The sequence below is a fragment of the Bacillus sp. ChL18 genome, assembly GCF_026241425.1.
Lineage (GTDB): Bacteria > Bacillota > Bacilli > Bacillales > Bacillaceae > Bacillus > Bacillus velezensis.
Genome location: NZ_JAPHWE010000003.1, coordinates 190,761 through 206,977, shown reverse-complemented (window position 1 = coordinate 206,977; position 16,217 = coordinate 190,761). Strand labels below are relative to the sequence as shown.

Genomic DNA, 16,217 nt, shown 5'->3' with positions numbered 1-16,217 from the left:
TGAAGATCCCTCTTTCTGTTTGATTAGTTTTTAAGCTTTTCAATCAGTTCATCGTATTTCGGACTGTTCAAGAAATTATCAACCGAAATGTGCACCGCCTGCGGCAGCTTCGCTTTCGCGCGGTCAGTCAGGTCCTTATGCGTAATGACGATATCCGCATCATTCGGCAGATTATTGATCGACGTATTTGTCACATCAATATCCAGGTCTGCTTTTTTCACTTTGTTTCTTAAAATGGAGGCGCCCATTGCGCTCGATCCCATACCCGCGTCACACGCGAAGATAATGCGGCTGACTTGGTCGGCGGAAATATCAGCGGCGCTGTTTTCCGGCTCTTCCTCTTTGTCCGCCAATGCGGCCGCCGCTTCACTTTTCCTGCCTTTCATTTCCTGCATTTTTTCCGCCGCGGCTGTCAAATCTTCTTCGCCCGCTTTAGACGATTTCAGAATAAGCGCCGAAACGATAAACGATACGGCCGCGGCAACGATGACGCCCGCCAGCACGCCGAGGTAGCTTCCTTTCGGCGTCAGCGCTAAAATGGCGATGATGCTTCCCGGAGATGATGCGGCGACAAGACCCGCGTTAAAAATCGAGAATGTAAGCAGTCCGCTCGCTCCCCCGGCGATCGCCGCGAGGATCAGCATCGGTTTCATTAAAATGTAAGGGAAATAGATTTCATGAATCCCCCCGAAGAAATGAATGATCGCCGCTCCCGGAGCCGTCGATCTTGAAGAGCCTTTCCCAAAGAACATATATGCCAGTAAAATACCGAGTCCCGGCCCGGGGTTCGCTTCCACTAAGAACAGAATGGATTTACCCGCTGTGGCGGCCTGCTCGATTCCGATCGGACTTAAAATGCCGTGGTTGATCGCGTTATTCAGGAACAGGACTTTCGCCGGTTCTACGAAAACGCTTGCAATCGGCAGCAAATTCGCGTGGACAATGACTTCCACACCCGCCGCCAGCAATTTGTTAAGAGACAGGACGACCGGGCCGATCGCATAAAACGCGATAATCGTCAGCACCGCGCCGATAATTCCCGCCGTGAAGTTGTTGATCAGCATTTCAAAACCCTGTCTGACTTTATCTTTAAACACACGGTCTAATTGTTTAATGAGATAACCGCCCAAAGGCCCCATAATCATTGCCCCTAAGAACATCGGAATGTCCGCTCCGACAATGACTCCGATGGCCGCCGTCGCTCCGACGACTCCCCCGCGGTGATCGTAAATCATTTTTCCGCCCGTATATGCGATTAAAAGCGGCAGTAGATACGTAATCATCGGGCTTACCAATGTATTCAGCTGCGGATTCGGAAACCATCCCGCTGGAATAAACAGCGCGGTGATAATTCCCCATGCGATAAATGCGCCGATATTCGGCATGATCATACCGCTTAAATAACTGCCGAACCGCTGTATCTTCACTTTCATGCCAGCTTGCTGTTCTTGCTGCATGTTCATTCCCTCCCTGTTTGCTTGCCTTCAGATGAAAATAAATAAGACACGGGGTTTCTCTCTCCCCCCTGTGTCTTCATCATAAAACGCTTACAATCCCCATTCAATGAAAAGTAAAGAGGAGTTTGGCACAGAGACTGTGACAACTCCTTAACAAAAAAAGACACCTCATCAAAGGTGTCTTACCGCTTTCTGTATATAATGTGTCCTTTTGTGACGACGAGTTTGGCAATGAGCCGCTCACTGACAATAAACACCGGATACGCACATACGAGCGCGAAAATGGCGGCCGGCACATACCGCGCTGCCGGAAACATCGGCATGACGGCGGTTCTGGCCATCTGCACAAGATAAATCAAAAGCACCGTGATCGCAATGGCCGCAGCCATAATCGGAGCGGATACTTTATATTCACGCAATTTCACATGGCAATGCCCGCACTGAAACTGGCACGGGATCATGGATGATCTGACCATGTCGCCTGTAATCGGCTTGCCGCAGTTCGGGCAGGTCGTTTCTTTCATGTTTATTCCTCCATTCAACTCTTCTATTATAACAGAGTCTGACTACGTCTTTTACATTTGTGATTGTTCAACATTTTTTCACATATTTTATCATCAGGCTCTTGTGTGCATTTGTGAAAACATCTACTCTTAGAGGGAGGTTCATCACTCATTCGCATAAAAAGGAGGATGCAGAATTGCTTCCGATTCACAGACAGCAAACCTTGCTTGAATGGCTGAAAGAAGAGGGCGCGCTGAAAATCTCTGACATAAGCGAGAGATTCGGCGTCTCCGAGATGACCGTGTACAGAGACGTCAATCAGCTGGCGGATGCAAACCGGATTATCCGGACACCCGGCGGCATTACGCTCCCTCCCGCTTCAGAACAAAGCGCCAATCAATGCGGCTATTGCCTGCGGCCGATTCAGCATTCGTATTCTGTTCAGCTTATTACCGTTTCACAAGCCGTTGAGCAGATGTGCTGCATTCATTGCGCGATTTTGCGGTATGAGGATAAAAAGGAAGAAGTGTCCCACGTCATTTGTAAAGATTTTCTTCTCCAGACGACGCTGACGGCCGCTTCCGCATACTTTTTAGTCCATGCCGATATTGACCTTCACTGCTGCCGGCCTCAGGCGATTCCCTTCTCAACGCTTGATTACGCAGAACGGTTTCAAAAAGGATTCGGCGGGATCATTTGCACCTTTGACGAGGCGGCGGACATCATCTTACACGACAGGCAGAAGGGATGCACCTGCAGCAAGACATAACAACAACCAACCGGAAGGCGGTGTCATCATCCATGAGACAGAACAAACGCTGGCTCATCTTTTTGCTGTTCCTTGTTTTGATTCCGAAAACAAGCTTCGCCCACGCCTACATCACAAACTCAAATCCGGGTGTGAACAGCGAATTAAAACAAGCGCCGAAGCAGATTGAAATTGAGTTTAATGAACAGATTGAAGAAGGCTTCCACTCCATTAAGGTCTATAATTCATCCGGCGAACGGGTTGACGCGGGCAAAACGGTGATTCAAAAAAATAATGCCCGCATCATGACCGCGGCATTGAAAAATAATCTGCCGCATGATATTTACAGAGCGGAATGGAACGCGGTATCGGCCGACGGACATCCGGTATCCGGCGTCATCCCTTTCAGTATCGGAAAAGCCGGCGGAAAACTTCAGGAGCAGACATCATCGCAAGCGGCGCTTCATCCCGAAGCGGCCATCGACCGCGGTATTTTGTACACCGCTCTCTCCCTGTTTATCGGCACGGCTTTTTTCCATCTGTTTTGGTACAGAAATAATAAAGATTCATCAAAAGCAAAACGAACTGTAAAGCTGCTCGTGATTTCTTTATGTTTAACGGGGCTCGCGCTTATCTGCCAGCTCCCGATCCAGACGAAAGAAAACGCGGGCGGCGCTTGGAGCGCCGCGTTTCAGCCGGACTATGTAAAAGAAACGCTTCTGAAAACGGCAGGCGGGTACGTCTGGATGATCCAGATCAGCTTATTTATCCTGCTCGCCCTGTCCATGATCCCGCTGTTGAAGAAGAAAGCATTCCGGTCATTTGCGTACTGGACGGCACCGCTGTTGTTCTTCTTCGCTTCGCTTTTGGCAAAAGCATTTGCCGGGCATGCGGCGGTTATCGACGAAAAAGCGGTCGGCATCGCGATGGACTTTCTCCATTTATCGGCCGCGTCTGTATGGATGGGCGGTATCGCCGCGCTTGTGCTGCTTCTTTCATCAGAGTGGAGAAAACCCGATAAAACCATCGCTTGGGAAACGGTCAGACGGTTTTCTCCTTGGGCGTTCGCCTCTGTCGGTGTGCTGTTATTTTCAGGCGTGCTGAACGGATTTTTCATTATCCGCACGTTTGATTCACTCTTTCACACCGCTTACGGTAAGACGCTCCTTTTGAAAATCGGACTGTTTGTCATCATGCTTGTGCTCGGCGCCGTTCACGTATGGATGACGAAGTTCAGCAGAAAAAGGAGCATCAGCGCAACGATAAAGGCCGAATGGGCACTAGGCATTGCGGTGTTATTTACAACCGCCGTCTTCACAAGCCTGCCCAGCCCGCCGCCGCCTGCGCCATTGCCTTTTAACGGCTCAGAAACGATCGGAAACGGGGAAACCCTGTCCTTGCACATTACGCCGAACCAGCCGGGTAAAAATGAATTTCAAGTCATTGTCACCGATCACAACGGCAGCTTGGTAAAAGACATTCAGCAATTTACGGTCACTGTTTACCAGACGGGCTTCAGCGGCAAACAGCATGAAAGCACCTTTGATTTGAAGAAGACGAAGGAAGGCACATTTGAAGCCGCCAACCTGTCCATCACCGAAAAGGGAAACTGGAAGATCAAAGTCCACGGGCTGACAAACGATTTTAATGAAATCAACCAAATATTCTCAACGACAAACTAAGGAGTGTATCTCATGTTGAAAAAAAAGGCTTTATTATTCATATCCGCCGTGACCCTGTCACTCGTCGGTTTTACGGCGACAGCAAGCGCCCACGTCTCAGTCAAACCCGCGGAATCCGCGGCCGGTTCTTGGGAAACGTACACGATGAAAGTGCCTGTGGAAAAGAATGAGCCGACAACGAAAGTCGTGCTGAAAATGCCCGCCGGCGTTGAATTTCAGCAGTATCAGCCGATTCCGGGCTGGAAAACATCCGTATCCAAACATGATGACAAAGCGGTCTCCGTCACTTGGGAAGCAAAGGACGGCGGCATTCAGCCCGGCCAATTCCAGCAATTCACGTTCGTTGCGAAAAATCCTGAAAAGAGCGGAGATGCCGCTTGGGACGCTTACCAATATTACAAAGACGGCAGCATTGTAGAATGGACGGGTGATGAGAAAGCCGACACGCCCCACTCGATTACGAAAATCACGAAATCGGCCAGCGTGACGGATGCGCACGGAGCTGAACAGTCAAACGAAGAAAGCAAATCCGGCGTATCAGCGCTTGATATTGCGGCCATCGTTCTGTCAGCTGCTGCGATTATCCTTTCCATCGCGGCGCTTGTAAAGAAAAAACGCGCGTAAGCAAAAAGCGATCCGGCTCTAAAGAGCCTGCGATCGCTTTTTTTCTTATCCGCGGCCTGCCTGGAATGACGGATATTTGGTCATTCCTCCGTCAGCAAACAGCGTAATGCCGGTCACGTAGCTTGATTCCTTCGAAGCAAGCCAGACGGCGACAGCCGCGATTTCTTCCGGCTCACCGATATATCCCATCGGAATCATGCTTTCCACATCTTTTCTCTGAACGGGATCCGCAAATTTTTCCGCGTTGATCGGCGTATTGATGGCTCCCGGTCCGATATTGTTAACACGGATGCGCTTCGGCGCGTACTCAAGCGCCAGCGTTTCCGTCATCAATTTGATGCCGCCTTTACTCGCCGCGTAGTGAACAAACAGCGGCCATGGAATCATTTCATGTACGCTCGACATGTTAATGACATTTCCTTGAATATCATTCTCTACGTAATATTTAATGGCTTCGCGGCTTCCTAAGAAAGCGCCGGTCAGATTGGTATTGATGACTTTGTTCCAGTCTTTAAGCGGCATTTCATGCGACTGAACCGGATTTTCCATGCCGGCGTTATTGATCATGACATCCAGTGTGCCGAATTCCTTCACCGCGGTCTGCACGATGTTTTTGACATCTTCTTCTTTTGTGACGTCTCCTTGAACGATGACCGCTTCGCCTCCCGCTTTTTGAATCTCTTCTTTAACGGTTTGGGCGTCTTTTTCATTACTATAGTAGTTAACCACGACTTTCGCCTGCTCCTGTCCGAAGCGGATCGCCATCGCTTTTCCTAATCCTGATGAAGCTCCCGTAATGGCAACGACTTTTCCTTTTAAATCCGTGTACATGTTCAAACCTCCTGCATATGTTATGAATTTGATTTCGCAACGCCTAAGAATACCGCGGCCACAATGATCAGGATAATCCCGATGGCAATGGCGACCAGCTGACGCTTCGTTTTGCTCTCACGGAGAATGAAGATTCCGCCGAGCGTGCTGATGACGATCCCCATTTGAGAGAGGGAAAAACTTGTCGCAACTCCGACGCGCGGCTGTGAGATGAACAGAAACATATTCCCGAGCGCCCAGATGATTCCCGGCAGAATGTTCTTGAGGGCGTACTTATTAAACGGTTTATGCTTGTACGTCAGGAGCAGTCCGCCGATGACCATCCCGATCGCCTGCGGCAGTAGCGCTGACCATCCGGATACGCCGAACAGCCGGGCCACAACGACATAGACCAAATAACCGAGCGTGGAGATCAGCAGGATGACAATGCCTTTTTTTAAGTTTCCCGGTTCTCCGTCCGCCCGCCCCTTTTTATCTTCTAAAGATGTGAGCACAATCCCGATGATGATAAAAATAAGGGCGAGAATACCCAGCGTAATCGCGATCGGGGTTGACCATTCTTTGAATACGATCACACCGAACAAAGAAGTCGAGACGAGCTGCATTCCCGTTGATATCGGCATCGTTTTTGAAACACCCATCAGCTGTATGCTTTTAAGCTGATTGCTTTGGCCGAGCGACCAAAACAGCCCCGAGATGATGCCGACAATAAAAATGCGCCCAGACAGCACCGGGTGGACAAACAGATACAGCACAAACGAAACGATGAGCGCCCCGATTGTCGTTCCCAGCGTCTGGCTGTAAGGCCCGCCGCCTAATTTGACGTTAAATAACACGATGCTCCCCCAAAATAAAGCCGGGAGAAGAGCCAGTAATATATCCATGATGGCGACCTTCTTTCAATCGTATTTGCTGTTATTTTGTCTGGAATCGAACCGATTATTCCCGCAAGATCAAAAAAGCCTGCCGGCGATATTCACCGGCAGACCGCTCAATAAAAACAGCCCCGCTTAGAAGCGGGGCTTTCTTTTCGGCTCATTAAAGTCCGATAGACATGTATTTGGTTTCCAGGTACGGTTCAATGCCTTCCGTACCGCCTTCACGGCCGATGCCGCTTTCTTTCATTCCTCCGAACGGCGCTTGAACCGCGGACGGACCGCCGTCATTCCAGCCGATGATGCCGTATTCAAGCTGTTCAGAAATATAGATGCCGCGGCGGTAGTTTTCTGTGAAGAAATAAGCCGCAAGCCCGAACGGCGTATCGTTCGCAAGCTTGATCGCTTCATCAATATCTGAGAACGTAACGATCGGCGCAACCGGGCCGAATGTTTCTTCATGCATGATGTTCATGGATGTATCTACATTTGAAAGCACGGTCGGCGTTACGAAATAGCATCCTTTTTCATCGTTTTGGTCATACGTTCCGCCCGTCAGCACTTTTGCGCCTTTTTCCACGGCGTCATTAATTTGGCCGACGATTTTATCGAAGCCTTTTTTGTTGATGACAGGGCCGACGTTTACGCCTTTTTCAAGGCCGTTTCCGACTTTGAGTTTCGCAGCTTCTTCACTCAGTTTTTTCGCAAACTCGTCTTTTACGGATTCGTGTACGATCAGCCGGTTCGCACAGACGCAGGTTTGGCCGGCGTTTCTGAATTTAGAGGCCATTGTTTGGGCTACCGCCAGATCAAGATCAGCGTCTTCATCCACGATCAGCGGCGCATGTCCGCCAAGCTCCATTGACATATGTTTTACGGTGTCGGCGCTGTTTTTCATCAGGATTTTTCCGACAGGCGTTGAGCCGGTGAAAGTAATTTTGCGGATTTTCGGGCTGCTGGTAAAGACGTTTCCGATTTCGGCTCCGTCACCGATCACCACTTGCAGCACGTCCTTCGGAATTCCCGCTTCATATGCGAGACGCGCAAGGGCGTAAGCGGAAAGCGGCGTATCCTCCGCCGGTTTGATGATGAACGTACAGCCTGCCGCCAAAGCGGGCGCGGCTTTTCTTGTAATCATCGCATTCGGGAAATTCCACGGCGTGATCGCGGCTACCGGGCCGACCGCCTGACGGGTGACGACAATCCGTTTGCCCGTTGTCGGCGCAGGTACGGTTCTGCCGTAAATCCGTTTTGCTTCTTCGGCGAACCATTCAATATAGCCGGCGCCGTATAAAACTTCTCCGACCGCTTCTTCATACGGTTTGCCGTTTTCTTTCGTAATTAATTCCGCAAGTTCTTCTTTATGTTCAACAATCAGCTCATACCATTTTCTTAAAAGTGAGGCACGTTCTCCTGCTGATGTTTTGGACCATGATTGAAACGCTTGATGTGAACGTTCAATCGCTTTTTCAACATCTTCGGCCGTCTGCTGAGGGATGCTTTGGATCGCCTCTCCCGTTGCCGGATTGTACACTGTTAATTGTTCTGGCATATTGAACATTCCTTTCTCTGCTATAGTAAAGCCATTGAATGCTTGTTGATGTATCTTATACTTTTATGATAGCAGACACATCCGCCGGCATTCCAATAATTGAACTCACAGAGCTGCTTCGATAATGGAAAGGCCTTCTTTGAGCTGCTCATCCGTCACGACAAGCGGCGTCAGGAATCTGATAATGTTGCCGTTTATGCCGGCCGTCAGCAGCAGCAGTCCGTTCTCGTTCGCCGTTTTAGCGATCGCCGCGGCTTTTGCTTTGTCCGATTCCCGCGTGTCCGGATCTTTGACAATTTCGATGGCCGCCATCGCGCCGAGTCTGCGCACTTCTCCGATGCAGGCATGCTCTTTTTTCCACTCGAGCGCTTGATGCTCAATGATCCGGCCGATCTCCTCGGAACGCTGATTCAGCCCTTCTTCTTCAATAATATCCAAGACCGCAAGCGCAGCCGCACAGCCGAGCGGGCTTCCCGCATATGTGCCCCCGAGTTCCCCCGGCGCGGCGGCATCAAGCATTTCCGCCCGGCCGATGACGCCGCTCAGCGGCAATCCGGCCGCAAGTGATTTGGATACGGTGATCAAATCAGGAACGGCTCCGAAATGCTCAATCGCAAAATATGTTCCCGTTCTGGCAAAACCGGTCTGGATCTCATCCGCTACAAAAACGATGCCGTGTTTTTTACAAAAAGCGGCGACGTGCTGCACGAAACGTTTTGACGGAATGATGAAGCCGCCTTCTCCCTGAACCGGCTCCATTACGACACAGGCGACGGTTTCCGGTGCAACTGCGGAGATAAAGAAATCCTCAAAAGCGCTGATGATAAAGTCGTCATACTGCTCGTCGCTCATGCCGGCCGGCTTTTGATAATAGTAAGGAAACGGCGCCTGATACACCTCTGAGGCAAATGGGCCGAAACCGAATTTATAAGGCTTCACCTTGCTCGTCATGCTCATCGTCATGTTCGTGCGGCCGTGGAACCCTCTTGTAAATGACACGACAGCCTGGCGCTTCGTATATTTTCTGGCGATTTTCACGGCGTTTTCCACCGCTTCCGCTCCCGAATTGAGAAAAATCGCTTTTTTCGCATGATCTCCCGGCGCAAGGGCGCAAAGTTTTTCGGCCAGCTCAATATAAGACGGATACATCATGACGTTAAATCCCGGGTGAATCAGATCCTCCGCCTGTTTCTTCACGGCCTCCACCACTTTCGGATGGGAATGGCCGACATTCAGCGTTCCGATCGCTCCGGCAAAATCAATGAATCGTCTGCCGTCCAAATCGTACAAAAGCGCCCCTTCCCCTTTTACGGCCATGCCGCGGTTTCCGTTGCCGACCCCCTTGGAAACGAATTGATCCCGTTTTTGCTGCCACTGGGCAGTTGTCACTTCCGTTGATGCTGTTCGACTCATAGATTCCATCCCCCTGCATTGTTTTCTTATCATTCTGACTTCTTTTTGGTATGATAAAAAGTACCAAAATCAATTTATCCATGGTATCAGAAAGGAGCAGGGTCTGGATGCTGACGATTTCCATTGATCATTCGGAAACGGCGGATTATATCTATCAGCAGATCTATCAGCACATAAAAGCGGCCGTTTTGAAGCGCAGCCTGATGCCTCATACAAAGGTGCCGTCTAAACGGGAGCTTGCCGAGACGCTGAAGGTCAGCGTGAATTCAGTGAATTCAGCTTATCAGCAGCTGCTTTCGGAAGGTTATTTATATGCGGTCGAAAGAAAAGGCTTTTTCGTGGAGGAAATTGATACGGTTTATCATGAAGAAGCGCCTTCGCTCCTATTGCCTGATGATTTAAAAGAGCGGGAGACGGATAAGAGCGGCTGGATTTCATTTTCACATATGAGCGTGGATACGGCGCATTTCCCCCTGAAAAGCTGGTTCCGCTGTGAGCATAAAGCAGCCGCCCGTTCATTTCATACACTCGGTGAACTCGTCCATCCGCAAGGTTTATATGAAGTCCGTGAAACAATTTCGCGGCTTATTTCCCTGACAAGAGGCGTTACATGCCGCCCGGAACAAATCGTGCTCGGAGCGGGCACGCAAATGCTGGTGCAGCTGCTGACGGAACTGCTGCCAAAAGACGCGCTCTACGCCATGGAGAACCCGGGATATATGAGGATGTACCGGCTGCTGCAAAACCTCGGGAAAAAGGTTGCGACGATCAGCCTTGATGAAAAAGGCATGTCCATGGACGAAATCGAAAAACGCCGGCCCTCTGTATTGATCACCACGCCTTCCCATCAATTCCCCTCAGGCGTGATCATGCCCGCTTCCCGGCGGATTCAGCTTTTAAACTGGGCCGCCGAACAGAACGGCCGCTTCATCATTGAAGATGATTATGACAGTGAATTTAAATATGACGCCGATACGATACCGGCGCTTCAAAGCCTTGACCGGTTTCAAAATGTCATCTACATGGGGACCTTTTCAAAATCCCTTTTCCCAGGTCTGCGCATCAGCTATATGGTTCTGCCGCCCGGGCTTTTGCGGACGTTCAAAGAGAGAACGTATGACCTGCATACGTGCAGCACGCTTGCCCAGCTCGCGCTGAAAGAATTTATCGAATCAGGTGAATATCAGAAACATATTAAAAAGATGAAGCAGCATTATAAGAACATGCGGGAACGCCTCATTTCGGCTTTGGAAGAAACATTCGGAGATAGAATCAGTGTAAAGGGCGCCAATGCGGGGCTTCATTTTGTCACTGAGTTTGACTGCGCCCGTTCAGAAAAAGAGATATTGGCACGGGCGGATGCAGAACAGCTCGATCTGTTTGCGATGAGCCGGTTCCGTCTGAAAACGGGAGGCGATTCAAATAAGCCGCAGCTCATTCTGGGATTCGCCCGCCTGAAGGAGAGCGATATTCAAGAAGGCGTCTACAGGCTTTACCGGGCAGTTTTCGGCGCATAAAAAAACCCCCGGAATTCGGGGACTTATTACCAGCGGTCCGGCTCTGTCTGCAAAATCGCCTCCAGCAGGCCGGGAAACGCCGTTTGTAAATCATCTTTGCGCAGGGAATAATAACGGTGCTTCCCGTCTATGCGCACTTGGGCGATCCCCGCTTCCCGCAGCACTTTGAAGTGATGGGACAGCGTTGATTTAGCGACCCGGACATCAGCGCAGGTTCCGCACGTTTTTTCTGTTGTTTCCGCCAATTGTTTGACCAGCTCTAAGCGGAGCGGATCACTCAGAGCATGAAGAACCTTTGTCAGCTGTAAGCGTTCGGTTTCAGGATGGTTTGGAATGTTCATGAGTCAAATGTAACACATAAAAGCGGCGGGTGACAATTTAGGTGGTGAGGGTTTTTCCTTTACCTTTCGCAATGAAACATGTTACAGTTAGTTCGATAATATTCGAACTATAACAAATTAACCCAATCAGGAGGAATAACAATGATCGTCTTACAGGCTTACATGAAAGTAAAAGCGGATAAACGCGAGGAATTTTTAGGAGAAGCGCAATCACTTGTTCAGCATTCACGCGCGGAAGAAGGAAATGTGCAATACGATCTTTTCGAAAAAGTCGGTGAGGAAAATACATTCGTCATGCTTGAACAATGGAAAGATGAAGAAGCGATGAAATCCCACAACGCAACTGACCATTTCCAAGGATTCGTGGCAAAAGCGAAAGAAGTGCTGAGTGCGCCGCTTGACGTCGTCCGCACAGAACTGTCAGAGTAACGAAAGGATGAATGACATGAACGAAGTCCTTCAATTATTAACAGACCACCGTTCCATCCGCAGCTACACAGATGAACCCGTATCGGATGAACAGCTGGATCTTATCATCCAAGCCGCTCAGGCAGCGCCGACTTCCATTAACGGCCAGCAATTTACCGTTATTGCGGTGAAAGATAAGGAGCGGAAGAAAAAAATATCCGAATTGGCGGGCGGCCAGCCGTGGATTGACCAAGCGCCGGTTTTCCTTTTATTCTGCGCTGATTTTAACCGCGCCAAAATTGCGCTTGAAGAATATAATGATACACAGCTTGAGATCACGAACGGTTTAGAATCCGTTCTAGTCGGAGCCGTAGATGTCGGGATTGCGCTGGGTACGGCAACGGCTGCGGCTGAATCAATGGGACTCGGCACTGTGCCGATCGGCGCCGTGCGCGGCAAGCCGGACGAACTCATTGAATTGCTGAAACTTCCGAAATACGTTTTCCCGGTTTCCGGTCTCGTCATCGGCCATCCGGCAGACCGCTCCGCGAAAAAACCGCGTCTGCCGCAAGCAGCCGTTCTGCATCATGAAACGTATCAAGAAGAAGATTTAAGAACACATATCGAGGCCTATGACAAGCAGATGTCCGAATACATGAAAAAACGCACCGACGGACAGGAAACGAGAAACTGGTCACAAGGCATCACCTCCTACTATAAGCAGCTTTATTATCCTCACATTCGTGAAATGCTTGAAAAACAAGGGTTTAAGACGGATAAATAAGCGGATCAGCCTGCCGGAACACTCCGGCAGGTTTTTTCTATTTCTCAAACAAAAGCGTTGACACTATGTAAAAATTTTTGTTAATATTTTCATCATATACTCATTGGTTTCCTGTGAACCGATGGGTTTTCTATTGTGACGAAAGAAGGAATCTGGGCTTATGAATGATAAGAAAACGGATATTCTGCTGGCGGCAAGGAAGCTTTTTTCCGGGAAAAGCTTTTCGTCGGTTTCGATGCAGGCGATCGCAGAGGAGTGCAAAGTCTCCAAAGCGTCTTTATACAAACTGTTTGAATCAAAGGAAGACCTGCTCCTGGAGCTGCTCGATTTTAACCAGAAACAGATGGTAGCCGCCGCTTCATTATTGAATGAAGAAACAAGCCTCTCCCCTGAGGAACGGTTTGCCAAAAAACTGATGGCTGAGCTTGAAGGCTTCAGGCGCAATCAGCAGTTTTTTAATATGCTGATGTACGGAAGCCCCTCTTCCATTAATGAGCGGGTAAAACGGCATATTCACAGGGCCCGCTCCACCTTTATCTGCTGGCATCGCGATTCACTGATTCAGACGTACGGCGAAGACATTATTCCTTATGTATGGGAGCTGGTGATCGTCCTGCAGGGGCTCCTGAGAGAATGCATCACGCTGATTAAGCTGGAAAAAGAACCGCTCGCCCTGGAGCCGCTCACGGAGTTTATCATCCGCCATCTCAATCTCATCGTCGAAAACAGGACAACCGAAACCGCTTTGCCTCAGGAGATGATTGACCTTTATATCGCCTCCGCTTCCTCATTTGAGCCGAAAGACAAAACCGTATTGCTGGCTGAAAGCCTGAAGGAACTGAAAGAAGCGGTCTCAGTCCTTCCGGAGGAAAAATATGACGTCGCAGGACTCGCTTCCGCGGCGGCTATGCTGGAGAAAGAATCAGCGGACAAACAGCCGCGGGATTTTCTTATAAAAGCGCTCATCGGTTATTTGGAGCAGGCCGGACCGCTGCACCAGCCGCTTGCAGCCGTTAAAACATTGCTCAAACTATAAAGAAAGAAGGAATCAGCTTGAATAAGAGTATTGAAACTGCACCATACAAACGCTCTGTCATTGTCGGGATTCTTTTGGCGGGAGCGTTCGTCGCCATTTTGAACCAGACACTGCTTATCACGGCGCTGCCGCACATTATGAATGACTTCAATATAGACGCCAACAAAGCACAATGGCTGACAACATCGTTTATGCTGACGAACGGGATTTTGATTCCGATTACCGCATTTTTAATAGAGAAATTTACGAGCCGCACCCTCTTGATTTCCGCCATGAGTATTTTCACGGCGGGCACCATTGTCGGCGCATTCGCCCCGAACTTTCCGGTGCTCTTAACGGCCCGGATTATTCAGGCGGCCGGCGCCGGAATTATGCTGCCGCTCATGCAGACGGTATTTCTCACGATTTTCCCGATGGAAAAGCGCGGCCGCGCCATGGGTATGGTCGGCTTGGTTATTTCGTTCGCGCCGGCGATCGGCCCGACGCTTTCCGGATGGGCGGTCGAAGCATTCTCTTGGCGGTCTTTGTTTTATATCATCTTCCCGATCGCGGTCATCGATTTGCTTTTAGCGATTATTCTGATGAAAAACGTCACGACATTACGAGAAACACAGATTGATATTTTATCCGTGATCTTATCGACCCTCGGATTCGGCGGCCTGCTTTACGGCTTCTCAAGCGCCGGTTCATCAGGGTGGACCAGTGCTGAAGTGCTGACTTCGCTGCTTGTCGGAGCGGCCGCGCTGATTTTCTTTATCGCAAGACAGATGAAGCTCAAAAAACCGATGCTGGAATTCCGCGTGTTTTCTTTCGGGATTTTCAGCCTGACCACCCTGCTCGGAACGCTTGTCTTCGCGCTGCTGATCGGAACGGAAACCATTCTTCCGCTTTACACGCAAAAAGTCCGGGGCGTATCCGCGTTTGATACCGGATTAATGCTTTTGCCGGGCGCGATTGTGATGGGAATGATGTCTCCGTTTATCGGCCGGGTGTTTGACAGAATCGGCGGAAAAGGCCTTGCGATGACCGGATTCTTCATCATCCTGCTCACGTCCCTTCCGTTTATGAATCTGACAGACTCGACGTCTCTCATTTGGATTGTCGTCGTTTATACCGCGCGGCTTTTGGGAACAGCCATGATTATGATGCCGGTGACGACAGCGGGAATCAACGCCCTGCCTCGCCACTTAATTCCGCACGGCACAGCCATGAACAATACCGTCCGCCAAGTCGGCGGTTCTATCGGTACGGCGCTTTTAGTTTCCGTAATGAGCAGCCAGGCCGCACACGCCAATGCGTCAACTCCGGGAAACGCCGCCCTGCACGGTATGAATGCGGCATTTGTCGTAGCCGCCTGCATCGCGCTGGCCGGCTTCCTCTTATCTTTTACATTAAAGAAAAAACCGCGTCAGCCCGAGCAGCAGCAGGCCGTTACGCGGTAAACCAAAAAGAACCCGATCACGTATGTGACCGGGTTCTTTTTTTACTTCTCGATTCCGTCTTTTACTTCTTTCACCATCTGCGCCATGGATTCCAGGCCGCCTCCTGATAAATACCATGTAGCTGAATCAAGGTAGACAACATGGTTGTTTTTCACAGCTTTCACCGATTTTACATAATCATTTTCAACCACTTGTTTTGTTGAAGATTTTGTGCCGATCGCTGTTCCGCGGTCAACGACAAACATGTAATCAGGATTTGTTTTGGCGATATATTCATAGGAAATGCTTTGTCCGTGCAGTGAGGCTTCGATGTTTTTGTCAGCCGGTTTGACGCCGAACACATCATGAATGAAGCCGTATCTTGATTTAGATCCGAACGCGCTGATTTTGCCGTCGTTCGCCATCACCACTAACCCGTTTTTATCCGTGCTGCTTGTCTTTTTCTTCAGATCGGCAATGGATTTGTCAATTTTCGCAAGCTTATCTTTCACTTCATTTTCTTTGTTGAAGATTTTGCCGATCACTTCGGTGTTTTGCTTGAATCTGTCAACGTAGTTTGTATAGTCATCATCAAGATAAATCGTCGGCGCGATTTTTGAGAACTCTTTATAAGAATCAGATTGTCTGTGGGCGATAATGATTAAATCCGGATCAATATCCGCGACTTTTTCAAAATCCGGTTCTTTTAAACCGCCGGTATTGGCGTATTTATCACTTTTATATGAAGATAAGTATTTTGGAAGGTTTTGTTTCGGAAGTCCCGCCACGTGATCCTGTAAACCGAGTTCATCCATCGTGTCCAGCATTCCGAAGTTGAATACGACGACTTTTTTCGGATTCTTCGGCACTTTGACTCCTTCTTTGTTCAGATCATCTTTGATTGTGATTGTTTCTTTTGATTTACCTGATGTTTTGTCCCCGTTTCCGCATGCAGAAACAACAAAAATCGTAACGAGCGCAATGAATAGCAATGCGAATTTTTTCATAATTTTCACCTCATCTG

Annotated in this window: 16 protein-coding genes; 8 read left to right on the top strand and 8 right to left on the bottom strand. The window is 49.4% G+C overall.

Translation table 11 applies throughout. From position 1 onward, the window contains the following. Positions 1 to 23 precede the first annotated feature (23 nt). Together OQ477_RS17425 and OQ477_RS17420 are read right to left on the bottom strand one after the other, a co-directional pair. Positions 24 to 1,463, bottom strand: coding sequence for a PTS mannitol transporter subunit IICB (locus OQ477_RS17425; RefSeq protein WP_265973366.1), 1,440 nt, complete (start codon positions 1,461 to 1,463; stop codon positions 24 to 26). 176 nt (positions 1,464 to 1,639) lie between these two features. Next, positions 1,640 to 1,981, bottom strand: a complete 342-nt coding sequence (locus OQ477_RS17420) for a hypothetical protein (protein ID WP_003156306.1) — start codon at positions 1,979 to 1,981, stop codon at positions 1,640 to 1,642. A 176-nt stretch (positions 1,982 to 2,157) separates the two neighbouring features. Between OQ477_RS17420 and OQ477_RS17415 the strand changes: the two genes are divergently transcribed. Genes OQ477_RS17415 through OQ477_RS17405 form a run of 3 tightly spaced genes read left to right on the top strand, consistent with a single transcriptional unit; the run spans position 2,158 to position 5,015 of the window. After that, positions 2,158 to 2,730, top strand: a complete 573-nt coding sequence (locus OQ477_RS17415; RefSeq protein WP_265973365.1) for a DeoR family transcriptional regulator — start codon at positions 2,158 to 2,160, stop codon at positions 2,728 to 2,730. 32 nt (positions 2,731 to 2,762) lie between these two features. Next, entirely contained in the window at positions 2,763 to 4,391 is a 1,629-nt protein-coding gene (locus tag OQ477_RS17410; RefSeq protein WP_265973364.1) for a copper resistance CopC/CopD family protein, read from the top strand. Between the two features lie 12 nt (positions 4,392 to 4,403). Further along, a complete protein-coding gene (locus OQ477_RS17405) occupies positions 4,404 to 5,015 on the top strand; it encodes a YcnI family protein (RefSeq protein WP_007410287.1) in 612 nt (203 codons plus the stop codon). Between the two features lie 45 nt (positions 5,016 to 5,060). On the opposite strand, the gene gdh is transcribed toward OQ477_RS17405, so the two are convergent. The 4 genes from gdh to gabT form a co-directional block, all read right to left on the bottom strand. Next, on the bottom strand, positions 5,061 to 5,846 hold the full coding sequence (gene gdh, locus OQ477_RS17400) for a glucose 1-dehydrogenase (protein WP_007609424.1): 786 nt from the start codon (positions 5,844 to 5,846) through the stop codon (positions 5,061 to 5,063). Positions 5,847 to 5,866: 20 nt separating this feature from the next. After that, positions 5,867 to 6,730 (bottom strand): RhaT/GlcU family sugar-proton symporter, encoded by an 864-nt coding sequence (locus OQ477_RS17395; protein WP_003156317.1) that lies wholly within the window; start codon positions 6,728 to 6,730, stop codon positions 5,867 to 5,869. 154 nt (positions 6,731 to 6,884) lie between these two features. Further along, the gene (gabD, locus tag OQ477_RS17390; RefSeq protein ID WP_265973363.1) at positions 6,885 to 8,273 is read right to left on the bottom strand and encodes a succinate-semialdehyde dehydrogenase; all 1,389 of its coding nucleotides are present in this window, start codon (positions 8,271 to 8,273) and stop codon (positions 6,885 to 6,887) included. Between the two features lie 105 nt (positions 8,274 to 8,378). Next, positions 8,379 to 9,686: a 4-aminobutyrate--2-oxoglutarate transaminase gene (gene gabT / locus OQ477_RS17385; RefSeq protein WP_265973362.1), complete on the bottom strand. Its 1,308-nt coding sequence runs from the start codon at positions 9,684 to 9,686 to the stop codon at positions 8,379 to 8,381. 107 nt (positions 9,687 to 9,793) lie between these two features. Between gabT and OQ477_RS17380 the strand changes: the two genes are divergently transcribed. Further along, positions 9,794 to 11,203 (top strand): PLP-dependent aminotransferase family protein, encoded by a 1,410-nt coding sequence (locus tag OQ477_RS17380; RefSeq protein WP_265973361.1) that lies wholly within the window; start codon positions 9,794 to 9,796, stop codon positions 11,201 to 11,203. Between the two features lie 26 nt (positions 11,204 to 11,229). Here the strand turns inward: OQ477_RS17380 and OQ477_RS17375 are convergent, their stop codons facing one another. Next, the gene (locus tag OQ477_RS17375; protein WP_224224032.1) at positions 11,230 to 11,544 is read right to left on the bottom strand and encodes an ArsR/SmtB family transcription factor; all 315 of its coding nucleotides are present in this window, start codon (positions 11,542 to 11,544) and stop codon (positions 11,230 to 11,232) included. A 141-nt stretch (positions 11,545 to 11,685) separates the two neighbouring features. Here OQ477_RS17375 and OQ477_RS17370 point away from each other — a divergent pair, with 141 nt between their 5' ends. From OQ477_RS17370 to OQ477_RS17355, 4 genes are all read left to right on the top strand, one after another. Then, complete coding sequence (locus OQ477_RS17370; RefSeq protein ID WP_012116809.1) at positions 11,686 to 11,973, top strand: putative quinol monooxygenase; 288 nt, start codon at positions 11,686 to 11,688, stop codon at positions 11,971 to 11,973. Between the two features lie 16 nt (positions 11,974 to 11,989). Next, positions 11,990 to 12,736: an oxygen-insensitive NADPH nitroreductase gene (nfsA, locus tag OQ477_RS17365; RefSeq protein WP_265973360.1), complete on the top strand. Its 747-nt coding sequence runs from the start codon at positions 11,990 to 11,992 to the stop codon at positions 12,734 to 12,736. 160 nt (positions 12,737 to 12,896) lie between these two features. Continuing rightward, positions 12,897 to 13,772 (top strand): TetR/AcrR family transcriptional regulator, encoded by an 876-nt coding sequence (locus tag OQ477_RS17360; protein ID WP_032872887.1) that lies wholly within the window; start codon positions 12,897 to 12,899, stop codon positions 13,770 to 13,772. Between the two features lie 17 nt (positions 13,773 to 13,789). Beyond that, positions 13,790 to 15,214, top strand: coding sequence for an MDR family MFS transporter (locus tag OQ477_RS17355; protein WP_045555063.1), 1,425 nt, complete (start codon positions 13,790 to 13,792; stop codon positions 15,212 to 15,214). A 41-nt stretch (positions 15,215 to 15,255) separates the two neighbouring features. Here OQ477_RS17355 and OQ477_RS17350 read toward each other — a convergent pair whose 3' ends face one another. Further along, positions 15,256 to 16,200 carry a siderophore ABC transporter substrate-binding protein gene (locus OQ477_RS17350; protein ID WP_007609406.1) on the bottom strand — a complete coding sequence of 315 codons (945 nt, stop codon included), beginning with the start codon at positions 16,198 to 16,200 and terminating at the stop codon, positions 15,256 to 15,258. Positions 16,201 to 16,217 lie beyond the last annotated feature (17 nt).

Coding starts and splice junctions, on each gene's coding strand:
- OQ477_RS17425 (WP_265973366.1), bottom strand. CDS start 1,463: ATGAACATGCAGCAAGAACAGCAAGCTGGCATGAAAGTGAAGATACAG.
- OQ477_RS17420 (WP_003156306.1), bottom strand. CDS start 1,981: ATGAAAGAAACGACCTGCCCGAACTGCGGCAAGCCGATTACAGGCGAC.
- OQ477_RS17410 (WP_265973364.1), top strand. CDS start 2,763: ATGAGACAGAACAAACGCTGGCTCATCTTTTTGCTGTTCCTTGTTTTG.
- OQ477_RS17405 (WP_007410287.1), top strand. CDS start 4,404: ATGTTGAAAAAAAAGGCTTTATTATTCATATCCGCCGTGACCCTGTCA.
- gdh (WP_007609424.1), bottom strand. CDS start 5,846: ATGTACACGGATTTAAAAGGAAAAGTCGTTGCCATTACGGGAGCTTCA.
- OQ477_RS17395 (WP_003156317.1), bottom strand. CDS start 6,730: ATGGATATATTACTGGCTCTTCTCCCGGCTTTATTTTGGGGGAGCATC.
- gabD (WP_265973363.1), bottom strand. CDS start 8,273: ATGCCAGAACAATTAACAGTGTACAATCCGGCAACGGGAGAGGCGATC.
- gabT (WP_265973362.1), bottom strand. CDS start 9,686: ATGAGTCGAACAGCATCAACGGAAGTGACAACTGCCCAGTGGCAGCAA.
- OQ477_RS17380 (WP_265973361.1), top strand. CDS start 9,794: ATGCTGACGATTTCCATTGATCATTCGGAAACGGCGGATTATATCTAT.
- OQ477_RS17375 (WP_224224032.1), bottom strand. CDS start 11,544: ATGAACATTCCAAACCATCCTGAAACCGAACGCTTACAGCTGACAAAG.
- OQ477_RS17370 (WP_012116809.1), top strand. CDS start 11,686: ATGATCGTCTTACAGGCTTACATGAAAGTAAAAGCGGATAAACGCGAG.
- nfsA (WP_265973360.1), top strand. CDS start 11,990: ATGAACGAAGTCCTTCAATTATTAACAGACCACCGTTCCATCCGCAGC.
- OQ477_RS17360 (WP_032872887.1), top strand. CDS start 12,897: ATGAATGATAAGAAAACGGATATTCTGCTGGCGGCAAGGAAGCTTTTT.
- OQ477_RS17350 (WP_007609406.1), bottom strand. CDS start 16,200: ATGAAAAAATTCGCATTGCTATTCATTGCGCTCGTTACGATTTTTGTT.